This window comes from Dorea longicatena (assembly GCF_024168045.1).
Taxonomy (GTDB): domain Bacteria; phylum Bacillota; class Clostridia; order Lachnospirales; family Lachnospiraceae; genus Dorea_A.
The window spans coordinates 2,835,132-2,861,068 of the sequence record NZ_CP100126.1; the positions used below are offsets into that span (position 1 = coordinate 2,835,132).

Consider the following 25,937-nt stretch of genomic DNA (forward strand, 5'->3'; position numbering starts at 1 on the left):
ATTAGTTCTCCTTTATGGTCAGGAACAAAAGCTCCATAACCAGATCAAAGTTAACATTCGCTTTCAGTCTGGCTTTCGCTTTCTCAAGGCTCTCCAGGATCAGTTCAATTCCTTCATAAGAGCTTTTTCTCGCCTGTTCTTTTATACTCTGTAACTGGTCTTTGAATACGACCTTGTCAATCTCTTTTGTTGCTTTATACAGTAAGACATCTCTGTACCAGATCATGATAATGTCCAGATAATCCGTGATCTCTAATTTATATACAGATATATTCTTAACCGCAGCAACAATCTCACTCAGTTCCATATCATGGATATGCTTCAGGAGCTGTACCGCTTCCTCTCTGATCTCATTAAAATGCTCCGAATTCGCCAGCATGATCGCGCGTCCCACATTTCCCTGGGCAAATGCGGTACACATATCTGCTTTGTAATCCGGTATCTCCAGATTCTCCATCAGATACTTTCTGATCAGTGTATCTTTGATGTTACGCAGCTTCAGCATAACACATCTAGAGTTGATCGTCGGAAGTAACATCTCTGCATTCTCCGTCAGCAGTAAAAATACCGCATATGCCGGCGGCTCCTCGATCGTCTTCAGAATTGCATTTTGTGCCTGAGGTGTCATCAGATCTGCCTGAGGGATAATATATACTTTGTATGGTCCCTGATACGGCTTGATATCCACGGTATTGTTCACCTGTGTACGGATATCATCTACACTGATGCTGTTCGGCTTCTCATGTGTTACACGGATAATATCCGGATGGTTTCCGCTCTCTGCCTGCCTGCAGGAATGACATTTCCCGCAAGGTTCACTGTTCCCGCTCTCACACAAAAGAGTCATTGCGAACAGATTCGCCAGCATCCTCTTACCGGAACCTCTCTCCCCATTCAGAATATACGCATGCGACACTCTGTTATTCTCCACTGCGCTACTGATATATTTTAATATGTCTTTGTGACCAACCACATCTTTAAAGCTTCCCATCTCGTATTACCTCTATTATCTCTTCCTTACATCGTACTTTATCGTCATTCTGATATCTTCTTGTAATTCCTGCTGCCGCAAGATTCTCTTCTGAGAAATCCTTCTGATCTGCCAGAAATCTTCTGCAGACTTCTTCGTATCCCGGATGTTCCTGCTGCCGTTCTCTTGCAATCGCGCGCATCAGGCGTTCCCCGTCTTCCACTTCGATATAAAGCGGAACCAGATTCTCCTGTCCATAATACGCTTTCATCTTCATATAAGATTCCAGCGTACCGATCATCAGATAATCAGACCCGGTCAGATGAATCTGTCCATCATCTATTGTAGCATATTTCCAGTCACCATACACGGTCTGATAGGTACGAAGTTCAATTATTTTGCCTTCTTCTCCATACTGTTCTAATATTTCATTCGAAACAAAATAATATTCCACGCCGTCTTTTTCACCTTCCCGCATCGGTCTGGTCGTATATAATGTCAGCGTCTTCAACTCGGGAAGCTCTTTTCTGATCTCTTTATAGACCGTATCCTTACCGGAAGAACTCTTTCCCATCATGTAAAATATCTTACCCATCTATCCATACCTCTATGCTATCTTCTGATTGCAGTCCTTCAATTGAAAAATCGTGTTCCTGATACCAGCAGAGAATCTCCACCGCTTCCTGCGTAATGCGTTCTCCCGGAACGATCAGCGGACTTCCCGGCGGATAGAGGTACGCATATTCCAGGGAAATGCATCCGGCGCTGTCCTTGAAATTTCGTTTTTCCATCTTGCCTGGGTTCACCAAATACAGGATGTCTTCTGAATCCTTCTGGTGGTTCTGGTTCTGCATCTTATCTCTGCACTTCACTGCCTTCGCGATCGTCCACACCTCTTCCAGTGACGGCTGTCTTCCGGAAAGCGGGATATCCGTGTCGGTCATTTGCATCGGTTTCTGCTCCTGCCCGGCATCTTTCTGTCCGGATCCTGACTTTAACTTTGTATCGATCTCAGCATCAATTGCAAGCAATGCATCCCGCAATCTGTCTAACCCTTCCTGCGTATCCCCTACCGTCGTCATTGCCAGGACATAGGTTCCGGCAAGCATCTCCATCTGCAAGTGATAATCACGAAGCAGTCTTTCATACAATTCATGACTGGACATCGGGGCATGCTTTACAGAGATCACAAATTTAGACCTGTCATATCTGTCTGTATTCTCTGTCCGGATAATCTTCAGATACTTCAGTTTCTTCAATTCTTCCCGCAGGGTATCGATATGTGCCGCATATTCTTTGAAAATACTGCACTTCTGCAGTTGTGTCTCTTCCAGCAGATGAATACACGCATCGATACTTGCCATCAGTATGTACGACGGACTGCTCGTCTGCAGCATATCCAGATACCGCTTTACTTTCCTGCGGTTCACCCGCTCCCTGTTCACATGCAGCAACGCTGTCTGCGTCAGGGCCGGAAGCGTCTTATGAAGACTGTTGATCACAAGATCTGCGCCATACATATTCGCACTCTCCGGGAAATACGGATCAAAGCCAAAATGCGCCCCATGCGCTTCGTCTACGATTAGCAGGCATCCCGCTTCATGTACAATCTCTGCAATCTTTTCGATGTCCGACACCACGCCGTCATAGGTCGGTGATACGATCATCACCGCACGGATCTTTGGATGTTCTTCCAGTGCTTTCTGCACATCTTCTGCATCGATCTCTGTACTCAGTCCCAGTTCTGTATCAAACTTTGGATAAAGATAGACCGGATCCAGTTCATTCAGATATATCGCATGATACACAGACTTGTGACAATTTCTTGCCACAAGTATGGAATCCCCTTTTTCAGTTGTTCCTAATATTGCACTCAAGATTCCGACGGTACTTCCGTTAACAAGAAAATGTGTCTCATCCGCATGGTACACCTCTGCCGCTCTTTCCTGCGCTTCTTTCAAAATCCCTTCTGCATGATGCAGGTCATCAAAGCCATCGATCTCTGTAATATCGATCCTGTACGGAGAGGTTCCGTCCATCAGATCCAGATTCCTTTTATGGCCCGGCATGTGGAATGCGTAATAGTCGGAATCACTGTAATTCTTTAGTTTATCAAATATATTATACATGCATATATTTTAACAAAATAACATTATATTATCAAGCCATAAACTCCCGCAGAATCTGGCGTATCATCTCGTCCTTTGCAAGCTCCTCCGGTGCATCTTTCTGTTCTTCCGCTTCCGGGCTTTTACTTCCGTCCATACCGGCAAGTCCTGCCGATGCTTTTGCCAGATTTTTTGCGGTATTTTGAGTCCGTTCTCTCCGTCTGTTCTCACGCTGCATATGGACTACACTGTGATCCGGTACCGGGGCAGGTGTCTCTTCTGTTCCGGCTTCCGTCTCCTGTACTTCATCCCTTTGTATCTCATCCCTTTGTATCTCATCCTTTTGTATTTCGTCTTTTTGTATTTTATCCTTCTGTATTTCCTCTTCCGCCGGTCCGTTTTCTATGTTTACACGCACGGTCCGTTCCTTCTGATTCATCTTTTCATACTTGCGGAGACATACATTTTCCAGATAATCAACCATGTAATTCTTCGCCATCTCCATACAGTAATTCTCATCCGTTGTCAGGTGGAACAGCCACACCAGGATTCCGAGTCCGCAGCCGACAGCGCCCATCCGCAGCGCTTCATCTCCCATTCCATAGACCCGATATGTAAGCCCGGCTCCCGCAAGCCCGGTTACGATCAGAAGACCGGAACACATCTTTTCCAGTCTCCGGAGCGAATGCAGACGTAATCCACATACTTTGTACTCATACAGATATTTATCCACAAATACTCCTACATTTTCCACCGTGTCACTGATCATACACGCATGTTCGAATTTCGCCCGGACCAGGCGCATCAGCGGATGATTGCTTTTGCTCATACTTCCCGCTGCCTCTACCATACGTTTCATCGTCATACTCACGATACACTTGTCTGCCACTCCAAGTCCGGTCAGCATCCCCATAAGCACAAATAACAACTTCTTGTCCAATAACATTTCCAGCATAATAATAGCCCTCCTTTTTGATATGCATTATACTGTATATCAAAGAGAAGGGCGCTTTATTTCGTTCTTCCTATTCTGCACGGGAAATGCTGCTTTCTGTCACTTTCGTGCATATCCTGTAACATTCTGTACTGCGCAGGTTGTCCCGGTGTCTTAGATCATCGGAAGCAATTCTTTCATAAGCCTTACACTGTGGGCGATTGCTTTCTTTTCGAATGTCGGATAGTCCATTGTCGCACTGTTGTCGGCTTTATCCGAAATAGCACGGATAATGACATACGAAACTTTGTTCAGGTAAGCGGCCTGTGCGATTCCGGCACCTTCCATCTCTACACACATCGGGTGGAATAATGACACGATTCTTTCTTTCACTTCCTTATCGGAAATGAACTGGTCCCCGCTCGCCACTCTTCCTGTAAATGTATGAATATCCGGGTTCGCTTTTTCATTCGCTGCTACCGCCTTCTTCACAAGCTCCTTGTCTGCCGGGAATGACAATGTATCCATTCTCGGAATCTGTCCTGCCGGATCACCGAATACAGTCGCATCCATATCATGATGCAGTGCATCCGTGGAAATGACCATGTCGCCAATATCAATCTGTGCATCAAGCGAGCCGGCAATACCGGTATTGATCAATGTATCTGCTCCGAATTGACTCACCAGAATCTGTGCACAGATTCCTGCATTGACCTTACCGATTCCGCTTCTTACGATTACAACATCTTTTCCGCCGAGTGTTCCCTTGCAGAATACCATACCTGCCATCTCCACGGTCTCTTCGATCTGCATATCTTTCTTCAGTTCTGCAACTTCTTCTTCCATTGCGCCGATAATACCTATCATATATTTATACCCTCCTGTGTTTCACGAATTTATCTACGCCTTATTATAGACGATAGGAAAATGGATTTCAACCGACGAAATGTATGGATAATTTGATGGTTTTCTGTTATAATCGGGAAGTATGGCAGTCAACAGATTTTCTGTCTGTTGATACCGAATCATCTAAAACTATGCAAGAACATTATCAGGAGGTAATAGATATGGATTACAAACCAACCGGAGTCTGTTCTCGTCTCATTCACGTAGAACTTGACGGAGATAAAATTGCTAACGTAGAATTCGTAGGCGGATGTGCCGGTAACACATCCGGAATCAGCAGCCTTGTTAAAGGAATGGATGCACATGAAGTCATCAAGCGCCTGGAAGGAACCAGATGTGGTGAAAGACCGACATCTTGTCCTGACCAGTTATCCAAAGCTTTGAGACAGGCACTTGGCGAATAATAGGCCAGCAGCTGATCTGAATAACGCAGACAAAAAAGGATACTCGTTCCCCGACCGGGAGACTTGTATCCTTTTTCATTTTGGTGATTTTTTAATTTTGGTATTTTTTTCTCTTTTTTTTCACACCCTGCTTTTCCCTCGTCAAAACTTCCGTTGACTGGTTACGAATAAATAATTATTAATAGTTACATTGTTTCTTTCATTGTTTTTCATTGTATTTTCTAATTATTATCCGCTCCTACATATTGTGCACTTACTTTTTGATGAATTTATTTATGGTTTTTTTATTGTCGTCTTCTTTTTATTTACATTACCTTATGGTTTGCTTTGTCTGTTTTACCTGTTTCATTCAGCTGTAATCTTCACTTTATCCCAACTACTGTTTGACTGTCATGGTCTGCATGGTTTCTGGTTTTTCCGTCCACTTCTTTACTTTAATCTCTTCATCTTTTGATTTGTAATCTTTTTGTTTTGCTCTTCTTTTTTTAGTCTTATGTTCTTATCCTTCTATGCTTTTTAGGATTGTTAGTCGATGTAAATTCCATCAGTAAAGGAACTGCTCATATCGCTGTTAGCAACATGTGTGCAACGTACGCGGTAGTAATAACCACCGTCAACGTAAAGCGTTCTGTTGGACATGGCTCTGTTGGTATTTTTATTTTCTTTCTTCCAATTATCATAGTATGACCATTCTTTGTCTTCTTCTTTTGCCCGCTCTACAATTACAGCTATCTGTACACTTTTGACAACCTGTCTTGCAACTGTTGTTCCACCAGCATAGATTTTTCCATTGTCAAGCTTTGTACACTTGGAATAACCCGTTAATAAGTCCTCACCTCTGGTAATCTTCGTATCATACCCTATCGACTCTTCCTCATGCGTCAGCTCCGAACCGTCTATCACTTTACCCTCCGCGGCTCTCGTCTCCTGCATGGATGTCATCGACAATCCTCCGACCAGCATTGCGGTCAGACATATAGACATGATTTTCTTCTTCATATCTCACCTCCATTCGTACTTTTTTCTGCCCTCATATATTAATACACATAATTTTTCAAAAACTGTCGCTTTTATTTGGGAAAAACTAAACTTTTTAATATTTTTTCAAATTCCTCTTGTGTTGTTGTTCCCATCAATAAATATTCTATATTGTCATATTTAAATTTTGCAACACAACTTGATTTTTTACTTTCTTTTAATTTATAAATTGTAACTTCAATTGAACAATCCTCTATTTTTTTAGTATATTCTTTTTCGATAGGATCTTCAAAATCAACTCCCCATGAGTTATCTCTGTATGGCATATTTATAAAATAGGCAATAGTCTTTTCATTGTATGTATAATACATCTCTGCGATTTGCTTATCTTCGTTTAAATTCATTGTGTCAAATTTCATATTATTTAAACATATAGATAATTTAACCACATCTGTACCAAATTTATTTCTTATTTCCTGATACGCCTTTTCTTCATCTTCACTTTCTATCATTTTTATCTTATGACTCGTACTTACTTTTTCAACCTCTCTATCCCCAACATCCTGCGTCATCATCCGCACAATCCTCTCCGGACCTCCCATACTGGTAATCCCCATTGCCAGCACGCAGACAATGACTGCTGCCAGTGCGAGATACATTTTCAAAGGCTTCTTTTTGCGGCGGACTTTCTTTCCGGAAGGTTCCTCCGGATCATTTTGTCCGATCCCTGCCTTCAGCATCTTGCGTCCCAGCTCCAGAGCCTCGCGATCTTCTTCAGAGAGATGGTTGATTGCTTCTTCTCTTTCTTCTGTTTCTTTCCTGGCCTGCTCCATCTCATATGCACGGATCTGTTCTCTTACTCTTGCGAGGACAGCTTCCTTTGTCCCTTCAGGCACGACAAGACTGGTGTCATTTTCCAGAAATTCTTCTTCCTCTCTGGCAATCTCTTCAAATTCCCTGGCAATGCATTCTTTAAATTCGTCTTTCTTATCATTCATTTTGCTACCCTCAAATTTTTGACTGGTCTGTAACTTTCTCCATAGTTTTGCCACTTGACCTATTTCTTTCAGAAAGTATAATATAGATATAATCTTTATTATATTTTATGTATGCAAGAATAATACATATTCAAGTCTGGAGGTAATTATGAAACGTATTATCTTAACCGGTGGCGGTACTGCCGGGCATGTTACACCTAACATTGCTCTTCTGCCACGCCTGAAAGAATTAAACTATGATATTCACTATATAGGTTCTTATAATGGAATTGAAAAAGAACTGATTGAACAGTTCGGTATTCCGTATCACGGAATCTCAACCGGTAAACTCCGCCGCTACTTCAGCGTGCAGAACTTTACGGATCCGTTCCGTGTGATCAAAGGACTCGGCGAAGCCAAAAAACTTGTGAAGATCCTTCATCCTGATGTCATCTTCTCCAAAGGAGGCTTCGTATCCGTTCCTGTTGTTCTTGCCGGTAAAAGCCGTCATGTCCCGACCATTATCCATGAGTCTGACATGACACCGGGACTTGCTAATAAGATTTCCATGCCATCGGCATCAAAAATCTGCTGTAACTTCCCGGAAACCATCGAGCATCTTCCTGCCGGAAAGGCTGTTCTCACAGGCTCTCCGATTCGTCAGGAACTGTTATCCGGTGATAAATATAAGGCATTGGAATTTCTGCACTTCACTCAGGACAAACCAGTGATCATGGTCGTTGGCGGAAGTCTTGGTTCTGTTGCCGTCAACGATGCTGTCCGCAGTGTCCTTCCTGAATTGCTTCAGTCTTTCCAGGTAGTTCATCTCTGTGGCAAGGGCAAAATTGATGAATCTTTGAAAGACCTGGAAGGTTATGCTCAGTTCGAATATATCAAAGACGAACTGAAGGACCTCTTCGCTCTGACAGATCTTGTTATTTCAAGAGCCGGAGCCAATGCGATCTGCGAACTTCTTGCACTGCACAAACCAAATCTTCTGATTCCACTTTCTGCAAATGCAAGCCGTGGTGACCAGATCCTGAACGCCCGTTCTTTCGAACGTCAGGGATACAGTGTTGTTCTGGAAGAAGAGGAACTGAATCATGATGTCCTCCTGAAAGCAATCACGGACCTTTATCAGAACCGTGAGACGTACATTCAGGCAATGAAGAATTCTCCTCAGCAGAATTCCATCGATACCATTATCGACCTGATCGAATCTGTTGCCAGACACTGATCTGCATTTATCTCTGTAATACATAAAAAACAGGTGGTTGTACTTCCACCTGTTTTTTATGTATTGTGTAAGCGGTCATACTCATCTTTGTACCTTTTTATCATCCATTTTCTTGCTCTTTTCAGCATACCTTCCAATGCATATAATGTAACGCCCATCTGCTTAGCGGCTTCCTTCTGCGGCATATCTACATAATATACAAGTGTCACTGCCTGATACCATCTGGCCTTTTTCTGATACAATTCCCGGAATATATCAATTCCGAGTTTGCGGAAACCTTGTTCCTTGAGCATCGCTATCACATACTCTTCTGAACTGTCATCAACCAGAGCGTCCGGATATTTCTCTTCCGACATCGTTATTTCCTCTAACGACACTTCGCGTTTATGGTCTCTTATATAATTCATGGCTCTGTACTTTGCAAGCATCAGCATCCATGCTTTGATCTGCTGCTTGGATTCATTTCCATTCTGTACATATGCCATGAAGAAGGCATCCTGCGCAATTTCTTCTGCTACGTGATGGTTTCCAGAGTATCTGAGTGCCTCCCTGTATACAACGTCAAAATATTCGCTATATGCATCCACAAAGGCACTTTCCCCTGTAAACTCTCTTCCCACTTTACGCTCCTACCTTTTATCTACTTAATCTTTGATAAAACATCTTCTTTTTCTTCTTCTGTCAACTCATGCATCGCCCATCCAAGTCCGACTTTGTCATCTTTATGTCTCGGGATCATGTGTACATGATAATGAAATACTGTCTGTCCTGCAGCTTCACCGTTGTTCTGGACAATATTGTAACCATCGCAGCCCAGTGCTTTTGTGAGCTTTGTGATCATTTTCTTCGCAAGGATCATTGATTTTCCTGCAAGTTCATCATCAATCTCATACAGATTGGCATAATGCTCTTTTGGCAGGATCAGTGCGTGTCCTTTTGCTGCCGGATTGGCATCCAGGATCACCCGGAAATCTTCATCCTCATACACAGTCGCTGTCGGAATATCTCCATTCGCCAGTTTACAAAAAATACAATTCTCATCCTTCATAATCTTATCCTTCTTTCTTTTAAAATTTATGATTGATTATTTAAACCGCCAATGCTAAACTGATACCTCAGAAAGGGGCGGTAATTATTATGTTATCATCGACAGACTATGACAAATTACAACAGATTATGCAGGAAAATCCTGAAAACGAAGCACTTATAAACCGGCTTTTAACCTCTCATCAGATGGAGATCAGTACCATAAGTCACGAGATCCGTAATCCTCTGACACTGGTTTACAGTACACTCCAGCTTATCGAATCACAACATCCGGAAGTCCTTACATTTTCCCATTGGACGGAACTGCATCAGGATATCGAATACATGAAATTTCTCCTGGAGGATCTGTCTTCTTACAATAACGGAGAACGTCTGGAACTTACCCCGGTAAGTGCAAGTACATATTTCCGCAGGATTGCTTTATCCTTCGCTGCTTCTATTGTTGATACAGATATCGAATTTGTTTCCCGTATTCCCAAGGATCTCCCGGAAATATCTGCAGATCCCGTAAAGCTCCGTCAGGCAGTTCTGAATCTTCTTCGTAATGCCTGCGATGCACTGAACAAAAAAGCTCCTGATTCCCAGAAGCCGGTCATTACATTCTCTGTCACTCTCCAGACAGATTCTCTGCATATCGGGGTCAGGGACAACGGATGCGGCATCGCTCCCGAAGACCAGAAGACTATCTTCGAGCCATTTGTCACTCACAAACCGGACGGGACCGGTCTTGGACTTGCAATCACCCGCCGGATCATCCAGGCACATCATGGAACGGTCACGCTTAACTCCGTCTTACATAACGGAACCACGTTTACCCTTACGCTTCCGATACAGTAATACTCCCATCAGGAAGCCGGCTGCCAGACCTCCGATGTGTGCCATATTGTCTACGCCGCCACTGGTAAATCCATAATATAATGTCAGCACAACCATAAACACTAATCCTTTGCCGGATATCTCTCCTATCCTTCCCCGGTTACGGATCGCCACATACAGAAGTGCACCGATAATTCCGAAGATTGCACCGGATGCGCCTGCCGATACTGCCATACTTCCTGTCAGTATGTCCCACCATGCAGACAGGATATTCCCTGCAAGGCCGCTTACAAAATATACGATGAGGAACTTTATCTTTCCTATCTCAAGTTCCAGATTCCACCCCATCGCTACAAGCACAACCATATTATTGAAAAGATGATCGTATCCGAAGTGGAGAAACATACTCGTAAACAGCCGGTAATACTCTCCGTTCTTTATCAGATATGGAACATACATTGCCCCATGCTGTAACATGAATCTTCCATCCTCCGTCATTCCCTGAAATGACAGTACCAGAAAGACTATTACATTCACAACTGCCAGTAATACAGTACATGGTGCTTTTATTGTGTTCTTATTCATCTTCTATCGTCCGTTACCTTTCAATCTATTCATTTTCTGTCTTTATCAGTATAACATAGATTACTTAAATATTACAATTCCTCTTCTTCAATATGCAGTCCGTCCCATTCTCCCCATTTTGTTTTTTTATGTTTAGTCAGGAAACGCTTTACCGGGATCCACAGATTATCTGTCTCACGCATGATCGAGCTTCCCATCTCCTGTTCCGTAATCCAGTCATGTTCTTCCGTATCGTAATAAGATGTCCGCTCTCTTTTTTCTTCCAGCAGTTCATCTATCATTGTTTTTCTTACTGGTTTTTCCATATCTTTTTCTTCTCTTTCCCCACATTCTGCGATTAGTTTCTCCAGACTGTAATTTTCTTCCATCGTTCCCTTATGCAGCAAAAATGCCAGCCGGACACATTCTTCTTCCTCGTAATCCGCAACTTTCACCATGTACTCTGTCAGCACATGGAATTTCTCCCATAGATCCTGCGTTGCCGGCGGATAATAACAGAAAAAGAATTGCCCTTCCTCATAAAATATATATTCCGGTTCCAGTAGAATACAGTGGATATCCAGCAGATATTTTCCGGTTTCTTTCAGCACATTCCCAAACTGGTACATAAATTGCCGTATATCCTCCGCCTTTAACTTTGCTCTTGTATACATTGCCTGCATAGATATCTTTCCGCTTACATCATAATCATAATAACTGCTGCCATTCATGCCTCTTCCTGCCACCTTAAGGAATCCTTCCGGTGAATTGGCTTTCAGCATCTTCATCTGATAGTCCTCTTTATATAATACATGTTCTTCTATCGTTATCTTTCGTTCCATTCTTTCATTCCCCATTTATTTCTTTATCCTGCGGATATCCCGGATATACCGTTCCGGTTCTGTTACCGATGCCCTGCTTTCTACCGCAAGTGACATCTTCCGTCTTTTCGCCACGGCCGACACACGGATCTCTTCTTTGCTCACGGAACATACCGCCATGGCTCCCGGAAAGAGGATGCACTTTTTCCCGACCCGCTCCTGAAATAAAGCTTTTAATTCCGCTTCCTGTATTCCGTCCTTTTCTCTGGCTTTCGTACTTCCGACAACAGCAGTCTCGTATGCTGCTCCCGCAATAATATTCTTGTCATGATAATAAAAACATGCCAGGACGCACCCCATAACAAGAAATAATATCATCGGCATCAGCAGGGACATTTCCACTGTAAAGCTTCCGTTCAGAGCATGTTTCTTATCTATGTTTATAATCCGTTCCATCTCACAGTCCTCCGATACATACGCCAAACAGATAGCCCACTGTCAGAAACGGATAGAATGGGAATGCAAGACTCTTCTTCCGTCTCAGGGTCACGCATCCCAGAGCAAGAATCCCCAGAATAAAAAATGAAGTCGCAAGAACTTCCAGAAGTCCCCATACTCCCAGATAGATTCCAAGTATCAGAATCGCCAGACTGTCCCCGTATCCAATTGCTTCCCGTGTAATCTTACTGATTCCTATAAATATCATACCGATCAGCCCGCCTCCCAGCGATACCATCCAGTCTGTATTCTGTGTAACTGCCTGATATAGAACCGTTCCTGCCATACACAATAACAGTACATCTCTCGGAACTTTCCTGATCTTATAATCCACAAACGACAGTCCTGTCAGTATGACCATCGCCACTATGCGGCTTACCGTCCACATTTGGAACATGCCCCCTTTCCCGCTGCCTCCGATACCGGTATCGCATAGATTGTCCGTTTTAATCCACTGCATGACAATGAACTATGATACCGGTCTCCAAAATTTGTAATGTATATAGTTCCTGCATTTCCTTTCATGCAATGTTCACATGGATAATATCTGCCGCCACTTTCATTACGAAGATCAGACACCGTACCCATATGTGTCATCCGGATCGACAGATCCAGATAGGAACAATGATAATCTTTGTGATATACAAGACCGTTCTCCGTCACATAGACCGTATCATTTCCCATATCGGATAATCCCTCTTTTTCATATCCGCTCCATGCTTTTATCTTCATGGTTTCCCTGCATTTTACCGGTCTGATACCGAATACCGGCACAGGAATTTTCACCTGATATTCTGCGTTCAATGTTCCAATCCCGGTACGCACAGACATTCTTGATGCCGAACAGTCCATCCCACTGCTGCCGCCTGCAATGATACTTCTTTCCATCCTTGTCTCTCCGATTGCATAGACGACATCACGCTCTACCTTTGACGGCATCAGCATCTGTGTGATACAGGTGTCTTTTGCCGCCTGTTTTCCTGCATACTGCAGACTGCTCCTGACTGCAGTATGTACTGCCATCATTTCCAGAAGGTACAGCAGTGTCACAACCGCCAGGAAAAACAGCGGTACCGTTGCTGCCGCCTCTACGGTAACGCTTCCCTTTCTTTTATTACGGAATAATTTTTCCAATCGTGTTGAGGCGGATAAAGATACCCTTTCAGATACTGAATGATTGATAGGTTGTGAGGGGGAGAATAAATTATTTCTCATTTTGCGAATCCTGCTCCTTTCTTTATTATTTTTATATTTCCGGGATTTCTAACGATACCTGAAAGGGCATCTTTATCCGCCTCATGTCATTGTTCTTACACGCACTACTGATAGCCGTAATATGTCTGAAATCTATACGATATCCCTCTTCTCAGCTTACACACCGTGTCCACTTCCATTCTTCCAACACAGTAATCGATCCGAAATGACGGCTGGCTGTAAATCGTCTGCATATCCTTCTCGATCACTCCCATGGTTCTTACTGTTAATTTCCCTTTATCTTCCAGGAATAACAACATTCGCACATAGTCTTTGTAGTCCATACCACCTTCTACATCCGTCCCGGCGCCGGTGTCTTCCTCTGTTCCAAGCTTCATAAGACCAGATAATGAGAGCTGCCAGCTTGCATCATCTTTTACAACTGCAGTCTTTTTTCCATTCAGCAATGTTCTCACATCCATCACTGATTCTCCATATGCCCATGCCAGAAGAATTCCCTGCGCTGCTGCTTCTGTAACCGCCGGTACTGCAAGCAGTGTACATAATGTCCCTGCCGCTGCCCGTGCCTCGGCCTGTCTGGTACTGTTGGTCTGCAGATACAGATAATTCGGCACGAATCTCAGCAGCACTAATTTGTTCGCGACTGTTTCCAGATTCTCCCGGTCACTTTGCCTGCCAGCCAGAATATATTCCACTTCATAGTCTAGGCTCCCACCCTTCGGTTCATCCAGAAAATCCGCAAAATGTTCCTGTATATACCCGCCCAGCAATACGGAATCCAGTGTTCCTCCTTCCGATTCCACATCTTCAAATGTTCCATGACCGGTCTGATTCTCTCGGTTCTCCGGCATGTCCTCTGACACAATCTGTTTTTCTGATACCTGTGTTTCTTTCGGTAATACCAGACTCAAAATCGGTGCCTGCTTCAGTCCTGCTACATGTTCCAACGGATTCTCTTCGCCCGGAAGTTCCATTTCCTGCCCGTTCAGAAGCTCCTCCAGATGATCTGTCTGCGCTTTTTCTTCTCTGGTAATTTCATCTGCCTGCCGCTCCTGATTCTTCCAGATGGAAGTACTTCCAAGATATTTGTCCGCCCATGAGATTCCGTATTTGTGTTTCATGTATTTACCGGCCTGATCCATGAACAATTCTCCATTCTTATCTGCGAGCAACTGGATTCTTTTTATATCATTTTCCATATCTGCACCGTAATATGACAGGCGGTCTAACAAATTCTGCTCACTGTATGTCCCGCTTTCATATCCTGCCTCTATGGCAAATACATCATAATGTTCCAGAAGTTCTTTTTGATATTCCGCAAATACGCACTCCACTGCCCGGTTCATATCTGCCCTTCTGTAATTCTTTGCCATCTGGATGGATGCGCTTTCCGTCAACGCAAGTACAAGCGAGACAAGCAGAATAAATGTCAGTGTCAGATATACCGTTACCTCTCCTCTTACATACCCTGTCGTCATCTCCTTCTTTCCGGTGCTCACCACACTTAAATTCCGGAACTTTCGCTGGTAATCTTTTCGAATATTGTCTGCACCAGACTGGTAAGCTGTGATTTGAAGATGATCACAAGTCCGATCAGTACGACCAGGATCAAGATCACTTCTACCACCCCGATCCCCCGGTCGTCTCTTAATACCTGTAATGCATATCGAATTCTCCACATACTGTATTCCCCTTTCTTCTTTTTCTTTTATTTTTCATCTATATCTGCAATGTCAGAAATGCCGGTACTATCACAATGACCAGTACCACCGCCAGCATAAGAAACATTGGAAGCAGCAGCTTTGTCCCGGCTTCTTCCCCAAGCCTTTTTGCCTGTGCTTTCCGCTCTTCAAATGCCTGTATGGATTCCAGTTTTAACAGTTCTGTCAATCCTTTTGTTCCTTTCCGCAGATTCTGTGACAACAAAGCCCCCAGTCTTATATAAACCTGAACGTCACACCGTCTGCCGAAATTCTCATAGCTCTCCGATTCTGTCACACCACTGTCCATCTCATGACAGGTCTGTATCATTTCTTCATATGCGTACCTCTTTTTCCCTTCTTCTTTTTCTCTCGCATAGCCCTCGGTTACCTTTCTCCAGGCACGCTTTACCGTCATGCCTGCTCCTAGATACAATGTCAGTTTGTTGATAATATCCGGATAGTCCTTAAGCATCTGTTTTTTTCTGTCTTCCAGTGCCTTTTTTTCATTCTGTTTCTGTAATGCGCAGAGCAATATTCCGATCATTATGCTCATTGTGAGCATAATCATTCCCCGGTTATGAAACGGATGATAATAACGAATTTCATTTTTCCCCAGACGTTCCGGCAGAATCATCGTTTCCTGTTCCCGCTGCTTTTCATCTGCCTTTTTCATATTTTCCGTTACTGTTTTCTTTATCTTTTCCTCTCCGCTTAACTTCTTAGGATATACACAGACCACGCACTGATAAGCTGCCTGTTCTTTTTCATTTTCCGTATAAGTAAGTACCGCATTCAGTTTTACAAGCGTTCCCTTTTCTGCAATATTCTTCTCCTGTATCTCGCCCTTAACATTCATTACATCATACCTGTCCAGTTCCCAGGAGACCGTCACCGGTTCTCCCGGAATCTCTGTGATCAGGTTCAGGTCTGTCTCCACATGATCCGGCGTCTGGTTTTCATTTAGTATCAGCCTGTCCATCCTCCGGATGATCCTTCCGAACAGTTCCTGTATCTCTTCTGTCGTATACCGGCGTTCCGATACTTCTATATCCGTTCTTATTTTTTTCTTTGTATCCCCGACTTTTACATCTAAGACTTCCGTCTTTGACCCTTTTCCGTAATCATTCCTCTCAATGGCCGGTTGTAGCTGCTTTACAGAACGAACGGCATCTGCTCCGGTCAGTAATATTCCGGATATGAACAGTACACAAGTCACCCGCACTATACGTCGATTCTCAATATCCTTATTCCCAGATAATAAGCGCCTGCGTAGATTCCAAGACATAATGTCATCACCCCGATTCCTGCCATATTCCCATATAATTCATTCATGAATTCCGGAAAACTAAGTGACATATAACCGATAATTCCATACGGCACTACCGACATGATCTGAAATTCATATTTCTTTGCAGCGAGCATGGTATCGATCTCTCTTTTCACTTCTATCTTGTCTCCGATCTGATTCGCTGTATTACGGATAATACCGATCATGTCCCCACCGCTTTTCTTTGCCGTTACGAATACGGTTACAAAACTCTTTACATCCTCCGACAGAACCTGTTCTGCAAATTCCTCCAACACCTGTTCAACCGGAATATGTATCCGCAATTTTCTCGTAATAACCAATAGTTCCTTAGAAATCCGGGCCTCCGGAGGATAAAGAATTTTTAATTCTTTCTGCGTTTCATAGAATGCATTTTCTACCGAATAGCCCGTGTTCAGTGCTGCCGACAGAGACTGTATCATCTCGCGGAACTGCTTCTGGAATTCCTGTTCCTTTTTCTTTTTCTCTTCTTTCAGAAATTCTCTGTACAGCCATATCCCCAGCGGGATCAGTGCCGGCACAGCCCATATCTTCCGGTAATAGAGCCATGCCGTAATCCCAATGAGTGTGGCAGCCTTTCCCCCGGCTGCCCCACGTTCTTTAAATGTGATATCCTGCTGCCATAAGCTTCTCGCGGTGACAAAGTTCTGCAATTTTTTTCCAGTCTCCGCTGACTTTTCTTTCCATCCTGATTTCTCTTTTTTCTTCATCTTCTGTTACATTCACCGCCTCCTTATATGCTTCTTCAAAGCAATACAGCGTCTGCAGGTGGATTTCTTCCTCCCAGTATCCCAGAACTTCTGTTACTTCCAGGACTTTTCTGGTCTTATCTCTTAGACGGCCGAGATGTACAATGATATCCAGACCGGAGGCGATCTGTCTCTGAATTGCAGGAAGGGGAAGATCCATTCCCATCAGTACCATCGTTTCCAGACGGCTTAGCATGTCCTTCGGACTGTTTGCATGGCCGGTGCTGAGACTTCCGTCATGCCCCGTATTAAGTGCCTTTATATGGACTCCCTATGTTCCCATCATGCAGAAATACAATATCTGTACCTAATACACAATGTATATAACGTTATTATCTTGCCATTTCACAGTTGCAAAAAGAAAAGAGAACCTTTCACAGCCCTCTTTCATATCGACTTTCTCATTCATTTGTCATACTCAACAGTTTGTCAACCAATGTCTCTAAACTTTTTCCCAAAAATGGGACAAAGTCTGGTATTGCACCAAATGCCATCCCAATTATTATCATTCGACCACATTCTCTTGCAGATTCCAATGCAAATCCATAGCTCAAAACACCTGTCAGAATAAATATAATTGATAAAAAGTAAAGAAAAATATTTCCCAACATCATAGGAATTTTTAATAACCAGCAAATCAATGTCATTACTACAAGAATCAAACACAAAAACACTTTTATTATGTACTTAACCAACATTTTTAATCCCTCACTTTTTTATCTTTCCGGACAGCAAGAATCCTGCCATCCGGACTTCCATTTTTTTGCTATCCGGACTTCCACTTTTTTGCTATCCGGGCTGCAAAATTCTTGCTATCCAATACAGTTCATTATCCTTTCGTGTATATCATTTCCGTCAAAATCATCTCTTCTGCATCATGACAAATGGTATTCATCCTCCTAGTCCATTCCATGTTGTCCTGTCTTTTTAATTTCTCTGTAATTCCTTGTTTCTCCATCATCTGTTTTACTAATTGTTCTTCCCTATCCCTTGCTTCTGCATCAATCTGATTCAAATGCTCAACAAGTTTTCCTTGTAACAACAATATTTGATATTTTGCCCTTCTGTGTTCCTGTAAATAGCTTTTACGAAGCATCCCATATTTCCCATATGTTGGTTCAATATCTTTAAGTGCCAATTCCGGCAAATAATAATCACCACATAACATATAAGTAAGTCCATTTTTCTCATCGTAAATTTCGTTCTGCATAAAATATTCTCCTTTTCTTCCTATAATTGGTCGTACATCTTCAACAGTGTTCCCTTTTTCATTTGACTATATTTCACTTGTAATTCTTCATATTTTTTCTGTAGATTCTCATATTCGTTTTTCGGAACACTATCGGATAATTTCTGTTCTAAACTCTTAATCCGTGCTTCCTGTGCTTTTGCAATGGCATCGCTTTTAGGATTTCGCAATATCATTCCCTGTTGTTTTTCCTTCAATTCCATCATGACCTGTTTCACATTCGGATTATTATAGAAAAAACCTCTGGAAAGTCCTGTTAATTTTGTAAGTTCAGCAACTGAAATTTTTATATTTTTTCTATACATTGTTTCAATAGCTGTTATTGCTGTTTCCGTCATTTCCGCACTTTTTTCTTTTGCCAGTGCTACCATTTTATCGTGTTTCTGCATTTTCCTTTTCCCTCCTGTATTGTGCTAATAATTCATTCATTTCATCTCGTACAGCCTTTGTATCCTCCGCTAATGCTTCGTTTCTTAACCGCCGATAATGTGGTATGGTTCGTGTATCCTTATGCCCCAACAGCCTTGCAATGCTATCATCATCTAATTTCATTTCTGTAAGTTTTACTCCAAAAGTGTGTCTAAAACGATGTGTACGAAACTCAAAATAATTTCCATTATCATCCCTGATATCATTTTCATAAATCATGATATTTACATGATATTTCAGCATTGAATCTGTATATAATTTCCCATTATCTTGCAGAAAAATATATTCTGAATCTGGATGGTCCTTTTCTGAAACTTCTATTGCTTTTCTAATCACTTCTGCCAGCTGATCGCTGACTGGTCTTTTGTATTTCCTTGTTTTATGCTGGAGAATAGTTATAAAATAATGCCCAGATTTCTCAGATAAGCAATCCCTTCGCAAAGTCAACGTATCCTCTATTCTTGTACCGAGCATCTGATGTATTATTAGACATCTTCCTAACTGGGGCTTTAATTTTGTTAATGCACTATTAAATCTCCTGATTTCTGCATCTGAATACGCTTCTGGCAAAGCGTTGTCATATGCTCTGCAATCACTGGACAGAAAAAGATTGCATAAATTATCTATTTCCAGTTCCCGCCCAATTTCATCCAGCAGATTATCCAAAACCGACAGTTCTGTTGTGTAACTGACTGATGTAAGACCGGTATCCGTTTTTATATAAACCAGATAATCTTCTATCATATCCCTGCGAATTTCTGTAAAATGCTTTACTTCTGGAAACCGATCATACATAAATCTAGCAAACCGACGGAATCCACACAATTCGCCTTTTATACTACCCATTGCTTTTGTCTGGCAGTGGCTATACAATATTCTCTTTATTATCTCTTTAAATTCTCTCTGCCTAATCTCACGAAAATCTAATCTATATCTTCCACGAATCGGATTACTCCTTGGCACAATATCCAGCTTTCTCATATCCCATACATCTTTTTCATTTTCTGGAATATCTGCTGTTTTACACTTCACAACATACTCATAATACATTTTCAGAAAAGAAACCTGAGCGCTATTTTGTTGCTCAACATTCCGCCTATCCGGTCTATTTCTTCTAACGTACAGCGCCAATCCTTTTTTATATAAAAATGCTTTATAGCTTCTCTCCAGTTCTTCCCATTTTTTATCAGTAATGCTGCTACAGCTTGTACACTTCTCATTCAGAAATTCTTTCAACAGATCAAATCTGTAAATATCATTTACGGCTGTTGATAATGATAAACGTCTACATCTATCATCGATATACCCATAAATCTCATCCTGTATCTTTTCATTACGAATCTCTGATATGTAGTACACCCTGTTTTCCTTCCATTTCAGCCCAGCCAACTGTTTTTCTGTAGCTTGTTGATAACAGTCATAAGAAATCAAATTAATATTACCTTTCATCATCTTCTACTCCTTTCAATTTAAATGACTGATTTCTTGAAAAATATTTATCTTCAGCCGATACAATACGTTCCGGCATGAAATCAATGTACTGTTTTGTCATATTCTCACTTGAATGTCCCAGATAATCTCGTACCCCTTGTATAGAAACTCCATTTCCGTACATTGAAGTTGCAAGGTTATGTCTGTAATCGTGTGCTCTAAAGATATAATCTCCACAGGCAATCCCACGAGCCTTACACTCCCGAATCATCTGATTTGAAAATGTCTGTCCATTAAATGCACCACCTTTTTTATTTTTGAATAAATACTCCCCATTTTTTATTCCGTACTTTTTTTCATAATCGTTCACCAGTCCAACCAATAAACTCGGAACAGGAATGACTTTTTCCCTCCGCATTTTGCTTTGATATATGCGCATCCAATTCTCATTGCCTTGTGAATAAAAGGCTCCCGATTTTATTGTACAAACCTCGCTTTTCCTAATTCCTGTGCAAAACAAAATCAAATACATCAACTGTAAATGCTCTGGGAATGCCGGCAACTCCTTAATCAGATGAGCAATTGTTTTTTCTGGAACACTTCTTTCGTTGTGTTCTGGAAAACCTTTTTTTAAAAATCGTTCCGGATAAAACTTCAACACTTCAATATTTTTCATTTTCAAAAACTGTAGAAATGTATGTATATGAGTTATATATCGGTTAAACGTGGAATATTTAATATCGGACACATCCAAAATAGATACATAATCCGCTATATCTTGTATCTCCAGTTCAGTTACTTTCTTACTCTGTCCATCCAGATATTTTAAAAATTGTGAAATAAAACTTATTGTATTTCGGATATTTGATAAAGACAGATCAGATATCCCAACTAAATATTTTGCGTATAATTGTAAATACCAACGATTTTCTTTTTCGTAAATATTAATAAATGAAAGGCTTTTAACAGGTGAACTGGCATTGATTCTTGATTTATCAAACTGAAACCTATCCATATACCAGATACATGCTTGCCAATTTATCTCTGAATCTGTTAGAAATAACGTTCTTCTCGCAAACTCAACAATCTTAGAAGCCTGTTTTTTTATAATTTCTGACTCCTTGTTTAAATACAGATAAAATCTGTTTTCATCTGCCTGTTCCATTTCTTCAATATCATCTATTCCGTACTTATCGCAAAACCGTACAAGTGCTTTTAATGGTTCTAAAAAATATCTTCGATGTCTTTGTACCTTATCCATATTCAGAATTTCACACAGCAATATTTTTGTCTGTCGCACCAACTGTGATGAATGTATCCTCGTTAAGTCCCATAACAAATCATTCTTATCGACCACCTGACGGAAAGATTGTGCTTTCTTCTTATTGGGGACATACAGCAAAAACAATTTGTCTTGCTTAAAAAACTCCTGTTCTACAGAGAAAGGATTTCCTTGTGAATAGACATCCGGCATATTTTCTATTTTTAAACGATCAAATAAGCTCATTAATTCCACTTTATATTTTTCTGAAATATCCTCTTTTTCAAGAGACTCCATATACATTTTTCTCGTTTCATAGTTAATATCTGCAGTACACTGTATATCTGTATACTGAAAAAATTTATATAACCGGTTATAGTATTTTGCTTCTCCATTCGTAACTAAAGATATTTCTTCCTTTAATTTCTCAGATATTTTTTCCTGATATAACTTCGGAACAATTTTTAATACTGCCAAGGTAATCCCTCCTTCCTTTTACAGAAAATCTGCAATTTGGTATAAATCTTCATTATTTGAGTAGTATTGATCTGTTGCTTCTATCAATCGTTCATTATTTTCACCCAAGTATTTAATGGTAGTTTCAACTTTCTTATGCCCCAGGGCAAAACGAATGTCATTCAAATCCCATCCTTCTTTTCTTCTTTCCTCCGCAAAATAGTGTCGGAGCTGATGCGGATGGGAATTGATATCCGTTTTTTTGGATAGTCTTTTCAACATGCTATACACAGAATCCGCATCTAATGGCTCTCCTTTGTTTTTTCCAGTCAATTTTGTAAATAGATACTCCGAGTTCATCAGACTTTTTCGATTATCAGAAATGTACTTAACCAAGAACTCAAAAGTTGTATTACTTAACAAAGCCATTCTATATTCTGCATTTTTTGCTCTTGCCAAGTTAGTATTGGATTCACGATACCTTACCCGAACCGTCCTTCTTTCAAAATCAATATCTTCGGTATAATGGATTCCCAGAATTTCCCCTAATCTAAGACCGGTTTCTGCCATCATTGCTATCAGCAATCGATCTCTATCATTCGTACAGGCATTTATCAGCTCCTGTATTTCTTCGGATGTTATTTCTTCCAGATTAGGTTCTTCTTCTTTGAAGAAACCTTTAAACGAATTCACTGCATTTTGATGATTTACTCCCATACTGTCAAAATACGATACTTTTTTTACTCGTAAGACTTTAAGCATTGGCAAAACATCTTCCAGTGCCAAAAAGTGGTAGTATCTGAAAACTGCACCAAGATACATATTGCAGGTCTTATTGCTCGTTTGTGTATTATGCTCAGTATGCTTTCCACTCTTAACCCAATACAAGAAATCAATAAAATGTTTATTCTGCTCTGAATAGGATAGCAATGTAATCTCATCCAATCCTATCGTTTGCTCCTGCAGATAATTGTAATAATATGAAAGTGCGAAGGCTGCGGATTTTACAGTATTCGGAGAAGCATTAATCTGATCCAAATGCTTCAAATACTTTGATGGAAGGATTTCAATTTCTTCAATATCAGAAATAATCAAAAAACGTGGTCTATTATCTTTCAAAACCGAAACAACCCTATATTTCAATCCACAGCCCTCCTTCCTTTCTTTTCGATTTGTTTGACTTCTTTGACTTCTTGATTTACATTATACACAAAGATGTCAAAATGTCAATTACGTTTTTGACTTCTTTGACTTTTAAAGGAATATCAATAAAGCATTTTTTGATTTCTTTATGTTTTAAATTGATTTTTAGGGATATAATTGATAAGATAAAATACAAGAAGTCAATTTATACAAAGTCAAAGAAGTCAAGAGGAGATTTGAATGAACGAATTTATATCAAATTCAGGCACACTAATAAATCCTGACAGCGTTTACGATCAGGAAAGATTCATCAATATACTTCAAATCATTTTACAGAAAAAAACACAAAAAGAATTATCTGAACAAACAGGCTTAAATAATGCAACCATTTCACGAATGCTCAACGGTGCCCGATCTGGAAGACCATATAAAAGCACTATTGATAAAATTGCAAAAGCCATTGATGATCCAGAACTTATCCAAGAATTATATGATGCAACGGGATATTCTTCTAAGAAAATACGGGAACGGAAAAAGATAATTGCAGACAATGGATTTTCTCTGGATCTCTCTACTGTTCAGGTGCATGAAAAATTTTTTTCTACCTTAATGCGTGGACTTTCCATGATGACAAGTCTGCATAAAGTTGAATGGACAATAAAATCCGGAACACCCAGATCATACGATTATTTAATTGAATTAAAAGAGGGAAATATAGATTATTGGTATATTAGATATGTAGATAGAATTACTTCTGATGAAGAAAGAAAAAAAGCCTTAACTGCCATTTATGGAGAATTTGCAAAATTGAAATTGGGCGGAAAAATCAAAGTTTCTTGCGCCACTCCTTCTTACGAAGATTATGATTATTTTGTTACAATTCCACCATACCAATTAAATACAAATGCTTCAATTATATATTTTGATTCTGAACTCGAAAGATTTGCAGACGAAACCTTTTTAGAGACAGCTTTACCACTTAAAGAAAATATTCCTGTTAAGGATTTTTGTAATCTTACCGAATCACTGATACTATAACTTTTTGATTTTATCACAGAGAGAGTTGCTTATGGCTCTCTCTTTTTTTAACGCTTCCTCCTCCCATATTCTAACTCATTATGGCAAATCATTTTCTAAAGCAAGTATCGCCTAGAGTAACTCAAAATCCCATTTCTGGATTATGATTCTCTGACGAACTTAATGGAGATTACGATTCCCCATACCCTCAATATCACAAAATATCAAATTTTGCTATTAGCTCATAATAAATTTTCGCAGCTATCTGTTTTTGCACTCATAGATACCAAAAGCTTTTTATAACCATCTGCTTCTACCAGTAACAAAATGTCAATAGTTTTTTAATCACTTTTTCAAAAAAGGCAAAAAAATAGAACGTATAGATTATTTCCATACGCTCTATCTCACATTTCATATTAAATTTTTGAATTCTACAAACTGGAAGTTATAGTGCAATCTTTTTCCATTTTCTAATCTTGGTTCTAAAGGTTCCGAACGGAGCAACTGTATTAACATGTATGAATTTGTATACTTCCCAGACAGCTGTTTTAGTTGCTTCGTCAGCCCATTTTCTCATATGTGGTTTAAATAATTCTTCATCACTCAGAGAATCAATCATTGCATAAATAGAGTTGATATTCTCATTCAATCTGTCTTTCAATTCTTGCAGTGACAGCTGAGCATATGTATCTGTAAACCATTGATATAATTCGCCAAGCTGATTCCACTTAAAATTATCCGAAGGAGTATTGACAGGAATACCCTTTCTTTCGTCTGATTCCCATTTAATAACAAGAGTTGTCCAGCCAACCTGATAAGCAAGATTTTCTGCCGGAGTTCGATCGACCTCATCAATTCTCTTATCTTTTAAATGCTCCGGAATATCATTAAATTCTGAAATATACTTTGCAAAGCTTTTATTTATCTCGTTTTTAAGCTCGTCTTTATTCTCATATGTTCTCAATAGTCTATCTCCTCAGCTTCCGATTTTCCAGTTTCAAAAAAAGGATTTTTCAAATTAGTCTTTGCAAATAACCCTTGAACCTTCACCATCAATTACAATTCCCTGATGGTTGTTAATAGGGCATAGATTCAAATCCGAAAACTCAGTCATTATTTTCTCGGTAACTTTCTTAAATGGTGCTGTAAGATAATGCGGAAGAACATAGAAATCAATCAAATCAAGCCCTGCATCATCTTCTTGTGAGTAGTCCTCCGGCTTTTCATCCATTTGCTCGATATATTGGATGCTTGGAGCGCATATAATTGCGCCTGCCGACTCGCCGATCATCAATTTTCCATTTACCAGTTCCTTTTTCAGCAACCCATCAGTTCTTGTTTTACGGAGTTGGTCCATAAGAAAGAAAGAATTTCCGCCGGTAAAATATATCACATCTGCATCTTCAAAAACAGACTGTATCGTTGAATAAGCCTCCGTTGAAATATCAATTTCAGTTACGATTGCTCCCAACTTTTTGAATAATTTTCGAGCCGAGCCGACATAACCGGTGTAGCCTTCACGCAACGAAGCTGTTGGAATAAATGCGACTTTCTTATTTTCAATTTCTTCTTTTATCAGACTTCCTACACTTGAAAAGTGCGAACATAAAAATAGTTTCATCAATATTCTCCTTTATAAATACCGATTGGTTACTCACATGATATCATATTTTTTCTTCAATTACATCCACCTAATT

At 40.5% G+C, this 25,937-nt stretch carries 30 protein-coding genes and 1 pseudogene; 4 read left to right on the forward strand and 27 right to left on the reverse strand.

From position 1 onward, the window contains the following. Window position 1: 1 nt before the first annotated feature. From holB to NKF87_RS13600, 5 genes are all read right to left on the reverse strand, one after another. On the reverse strand, window positions 2–991 hold the full coding sequence (gene holB, locus NKF87_RS13580; protein WP_215720331.1) for a DNA polymerase III subunit delta': 990 nt from the start codon (window positions 989–991) through the stop codon (window positions 2–4). Beyond that, window positions 978–1,565, reverse strand: a complete 588-nt coding sequence (locus tag NKF87_RS13585; RefSeq protein WP_118225690.1) for a guanylate kinase — start codon at window positions 1,563–1,565, stop codon at window positions 978–980. Before NKF87_RS13585 ends, holB begins: the two co-directional genes overlap by 14 nt. Continuing rightward, the gene (locus NKF87_RS13590) at window positions 1,558–3,099 is read right to left on the reverse strand and encodes an aminotransferase class I/II-fold pyridoxal phosphate-dependent enzyme (RefSeq protein WP_253583713.1); all 1,542 of its coding nucleotides are present in this window, start codon (window positions 3,097–3,099) and stop codon (window positions 1,558–1,560) included. The genes NKF87_RS13585 and NKF87_RS13590 overlap by 8 nt, the downstream gene beginning before the upstream one ends. Before the next feature lie 31 nt (window positions 3,100–3,130). Then, a complete protein-coding gene (locus tag NKF87_RS13595) occupies window positions 3,131–4,033 on the reverse strand; it encodes a hypothetical protein (RefSeq protein ID WP_253583715.1) in 903 nt (300 codons plus the stop codon). A 153-nt stretch (window positions 4,034–4,186) separates the two neighbouring features. After that, on the reverse strand, window positions 4,187–4,879 hold the full coding sequence (locus tag NKF87_RS13600) for a 5'-methylthioadenosine/adenosylhomocysteine nucleosidase (RefSeq protein WP_055283346.1): 693 nt from the start codon (window positions 4,877–4,879) through the stop codon (window positions 4,187–4,189). A 200-nt stretch (window positions 4,880–5,079) separates the two neighbouring features. On the opposite strand from NKF87_RS13600, the gene NKF87_RS13605 reads away from it, so the two are divergent. Beyond that, window positions 5,080–5,322: a TIGR03905 family TSCPD domain-containing protein gene (locus NKF87_RS13605; protein ID WP_028087031.1), complete on the forward strand. Its 243-nt coding sequence runs from the start codon at window positions 5,080–5,082 to the stop codon at window positions 5,320–5,322. A 525-nt stretch (window positions 5,323–5,847) separates the two neighbouring features. Here NKF87_RS13605 and NKF87_RS13610 read toward each other — a convergent pair. Beyond that, the gene (locus tag NKF87_RS13610; RefSeq protein WP_253583717.1) at window positions 5,848–6,321 is read right to left on the reverse strand and encodes a DUF6147 family protein; all 474 of its coding nucleotides are present in this window, start codon (window positions 6,319–6,321) and stop codon (window positions 5,848–5,850) included. 71 nt (window positions 6,322–6,392) lie between these two features. Next, window positions 6,393–7,298, reverse strand: coding sequence for a DUF4367 domain-containing protein (locus tag NKF87_RS13615; RefSeq protein ID WP_253583719.1), 906 nt, complete (start codon window positions 7,296–7,298; stop codon window positions 6,393–6,395). A gap of 148 nt (window positions 7,299–7,446) precedes the next feature. On the opposite strand from NKF87_RS13615, the gene NKF87_RS13620 reads away from it, so the two are divergent. Next, window positions 7,447–8,514: an undecaprenyldiphospho-muramoylpentapeptide beta-N-acetylglucosaminyltransferase gene (locus NKF87_RS13620; protein ID WP_195257079.1), complete on the forward strand. Its 1,068-nt coding sequence runs from the start codon at window positions 7,447–7,449 to the stop codon at window positions 8,512–8,514. Between the two features lie 56 nt (window positions 8,515–8,570). Here NKF87_RS13620 and NKF87_RS13625 read toward each other — a convergent pair whose 3' ends face one another. Further along, window positions 8,571–9,134 carry an RNA polymerase sigma factor gene (locus NKF87_RS13625; RefSeq protein ID WP_055283337.1) on the reverse strand — a complete coding sequence of 188 codons (564 nt, stop codon included), beginning with the start codon at window positions 9,132–9,134 and terminating at the stop codon, window positions 8,571–8,573. A gap of 20 nt (window positions 9,135–9,154) precedes the next feature. After that, the gene (locus tag NKF87_RS13630) at window positions 9,155–9,565 is read right to left on the reverse strand and encodes an HIT family protein (RefSeq protein WP_278336861.1); all 411 of its coding nucleotides are present in this window, start codon (window positions 9,563–9,565) and stop codon (window positions 9,155–9,157) included. Between the two features lie 86 nt (window positions 9,566–9,651). Here NKF87_RS13630 and NKF87_RS13635 point away from each other — a divergent pair, with 86 nt between their 5' ends. Then, window positions 9,652–10,398, forward strand: a complete 747-nt coding sequence (locus NKF87_RS13635; RefSeq protein ID WP_253583721.1) for a sensor histidine kinase — start codon at window positions 9,652–9,654, stop codon at window positions 10,396–10,398. On the opposite strand, the gene NKF87_RS13640 is transcribed toward NKF87_RS13635, so the two are convergent. From NKF87_RS13640 to NKF87_RS13715, 16 genes and pseudogenes are all read right to left on the reverse strand, one after another. Next, the gene (locus NKF87_RS13640; RefSeq protein ID WP_118224996.1) at window positions 10,354–10,962 is read right to left on the reverse strand and encodes a rhomboid family intramembrane serine protease; all 609 of its coding nucleotides are present in this window, start codon (window positions 10,960–10,962) and stop codon (window positions 10,354–10,356) included. The two genes, NKF87_RS13635 and NKF87_RS13640, sit on opposite strands and share 45 nt — an antisense overlap. 71 nt (window positions 10,963–11,033) lie before the next feature. Continuing rightward, complete coding sequence (locus tag NKF87_RS13645; protein ID WP_028087039.1) at window positions 11,034–11,783, reverse strand: DUF6382 domain-containing protein; 750 nt, start codon at window positions 11,781–11,783, stop codon at window positions 11,034–11,036. A 15-nt stretch (window positions 11,784–11,798) separates the two neighbouring features. Further along, window positions 11,799–12,218: a TadE family protein gene (locus tag NKF87_RS13650; protein WP_253583723.1), complete on the reverse strand. Its 420-nt coding sequence runs from the start codon at window positions 12,216–12,218 to the stop codon at window positions 11,799–11,801. A 1-nt stretch (window position 12,219) separates the two neighbouring features. Then, on the reverse strand, window positions 12,220–12,648 hold the full coding sequence (locus NKF87_RS13655; RefSeq protein WP_253583725.1) for a prepilin peptidase: 429 nt from the start codon (window positions 12,646–12,648) through the stop codon (window positions 12,220–12,222). Beyond that, window positions 12,636–13,475, reverse strand: a complete 840-nt coding sequence (locus NKF87_RS13660) for a pilus assembly protein (protein WP_118224994.1) — start codon at window positions 13,473–13,475, stop codon at window positions 12,636–12,638. The genes NKF87_RS13655 and NKF87_RS13660 overlap by 13 nt, the downstream gene beginning before the upstream one ends. A 104-nt stretch (window positions 13,476–13,579) precedes the next feature. Continuing rightward, entirely contained in the window at window positions 13,580–14,953 is a 1,374-nt protein-coding gene (locus NKF87_RS13665; protein WP_253583726.1) for a DUF5702 domain-containing protein, read from the reverse strand. A gap of 26 nt (window positions 14,954–14,979) precedes the next feature. Beyond that, window positions 14,980–15,156, reverse strand: a complete 177-nt coding sequence (locus tag NKF87_RS13670; protein ID WP_138375783.1) for a Flp1 family type IVb pilin — start codon at window positions 15,154–15,156, stop codon at window positions 14,980–14,982. A gap of 38 nt (window positions 15,157–15,194) precedes the next feature. Continuing rightward, window positions 15,195–16,463 carry a type II secretion system F family protein gene (locus NKF87_RS13675; RefSeq protein WP_117598150.1) on the reverse strand — a complete coding sequence of 423 codons (1,269 nt, stop codon included), beginning with the start codon at window positions 16,461–16,463 and terminating at the stop codon, window positions 15,195–15,197. Then, window positions 16,400–17,158 (reverse strand): type II secretion system F family protein, encoded by a 759-nt coding sequence (locus tag NKF87_RS13680; RefSeq protein ID WP_227080196.1) that lies wholly within the window; start codon window positions 17,156–17,158, stop codon window positions 16,400–16,402. The genes NKF87_RS13675 and NKF87_RS13680 overlap by 64 nt, the downstream gene beginning before the upstream one ends. Then, window positions 17,106–17,516, reverse strand: a pseudogene (locus NKF87_RS13685) (ATPase, T2SS/T4P/T4SS family); the annotation flags it as partial. The pseudogene NKF87_RS13685 and the gene NKF87_RS13680, both read right to left, overlap by 53 nt. Before the next feature lie 139 nt (window positions 17,517–17,655). After that, on the reverse strand, window positions 17,656–17,916 hold the full coding sequence (locus NKF87_RS13690; RefSeq protein WP_243038314.1) for a hypothetical protein: 261 nt from the start codon (window positions 17,914–17,916) through the stop codon (window positions 17,656–17,658). A 167-nt stretch (window positions 17,917–18,083) separates the two neighbouring features. Next, window positions 18,084–18,464 carry a TnpV protein gene (locus NKF87_RS13695; protein ID WP_117592879.1) on the reverse strand — a complete coding sequence of 127 codons (381 nt, stop codon included), beginning with the start codon at window positions 18,462–18,464 and terminating at the stop codon, window positions 18,084–18,086. A gap of 20 nt (window positions 18,465–18,484) precedes the next feature. Then, a complete protein-coding gene (locus NKF87_RS13700) occupies window positions 18,485–18,892 on the reverse strand; it encodes a DUF6262 family protein (protein WP_117592877.1) in 408 nt (135 codons plus the stop codon). Next, window positions 18,876–20,384 (reverse strand): tyrosine-type recombinase/integrase, encoded by a 1,509-nt coding sequence (locus tag NKF87_RS13705; RefSeq protein WP_244832845.1) that lies wholly within the window; start codon window positions 20,382–20,384, stop codon window positions 18,876–18,878. Before NKF87_RS13705 ends, NKF87_RS13700 begins: the two co-directional genes overlap by 17 nt. After that, window positions 20,371–22,101, reverse strand: coding sequence for a tyrosine-type recombinase/integrase (locus tag NKF87_RS13710; RefSeq protein WP_121056313.1), 1,731 nt, complete (start codon window positions 22,099–22,101; stop codon window positions 20,371–20,373). Before NKF87_RS13710 ends, NKF87_RS13705 begins: the two co-directional genes overlap by 14 nt. 18 nt (window positions 22,102–22,119) lie before the next feature. Further along, window positions 22,120–23,223 (reverse strand): tyrosine-type recombinase/integrase, encoded by a 1,104-nt coding sequence (locus tag NKF87_RS13715; protein ID WP_117592873.1) that lies wholly within the window; start codon window positions 23,221–23,223, stop codon window positions 22,120–22,122. Window positions 23,224–23,463: 240 nt separating this feature from the next. On the opposite strand from NKF87_RS13715, the gene NKF87_RS13720 reads away from it, so the two are divergent. Further along, the gene (locus tag NKF87_RS13720) at window positions 23,464–24,261 is read left to right on the forward strand and encodes a helix-turn-helix domain-containing protein (protein ID WP_055219104.1); all 798 of its coding nucleotides are present in this window, start codon (window positions 23,464–23,466) and stop codon (window positions 24,259–24,261) included. 424 nt (window positions 24,262–24,685) lie between these two features. On the opposite strand, the gene NKF87_RS13725 is transcribed toward NKF87_RS13720, so the two are convergent. Further along, window positions 24,686–25,204, reverse strand: a complete 519-nt coding sequence (locus NKF87_RS13725) for a ClbS/DfsB family four-helix bundle protein (protein WP_117849504.1) — start codon at window positions 25,202–25,204, stop codon at window positions 24,686–24,688. Between the two features lie 54 nt (window positions 25,205–25,258). Further along, a complete protein-coding gene (locus NKF87_RS13730; RefSeq protein ID WP_071144650.1) occupies window positions 25,259–25,861 on the reverse strand; it encodes a Type 1 glutamine amidotransferase-like domain-containing protein in 603 nt (200 codons plus the stop codon). Between the last annotated feature and the right edge of the window lie 76 nt (window positions 25,862–25,937).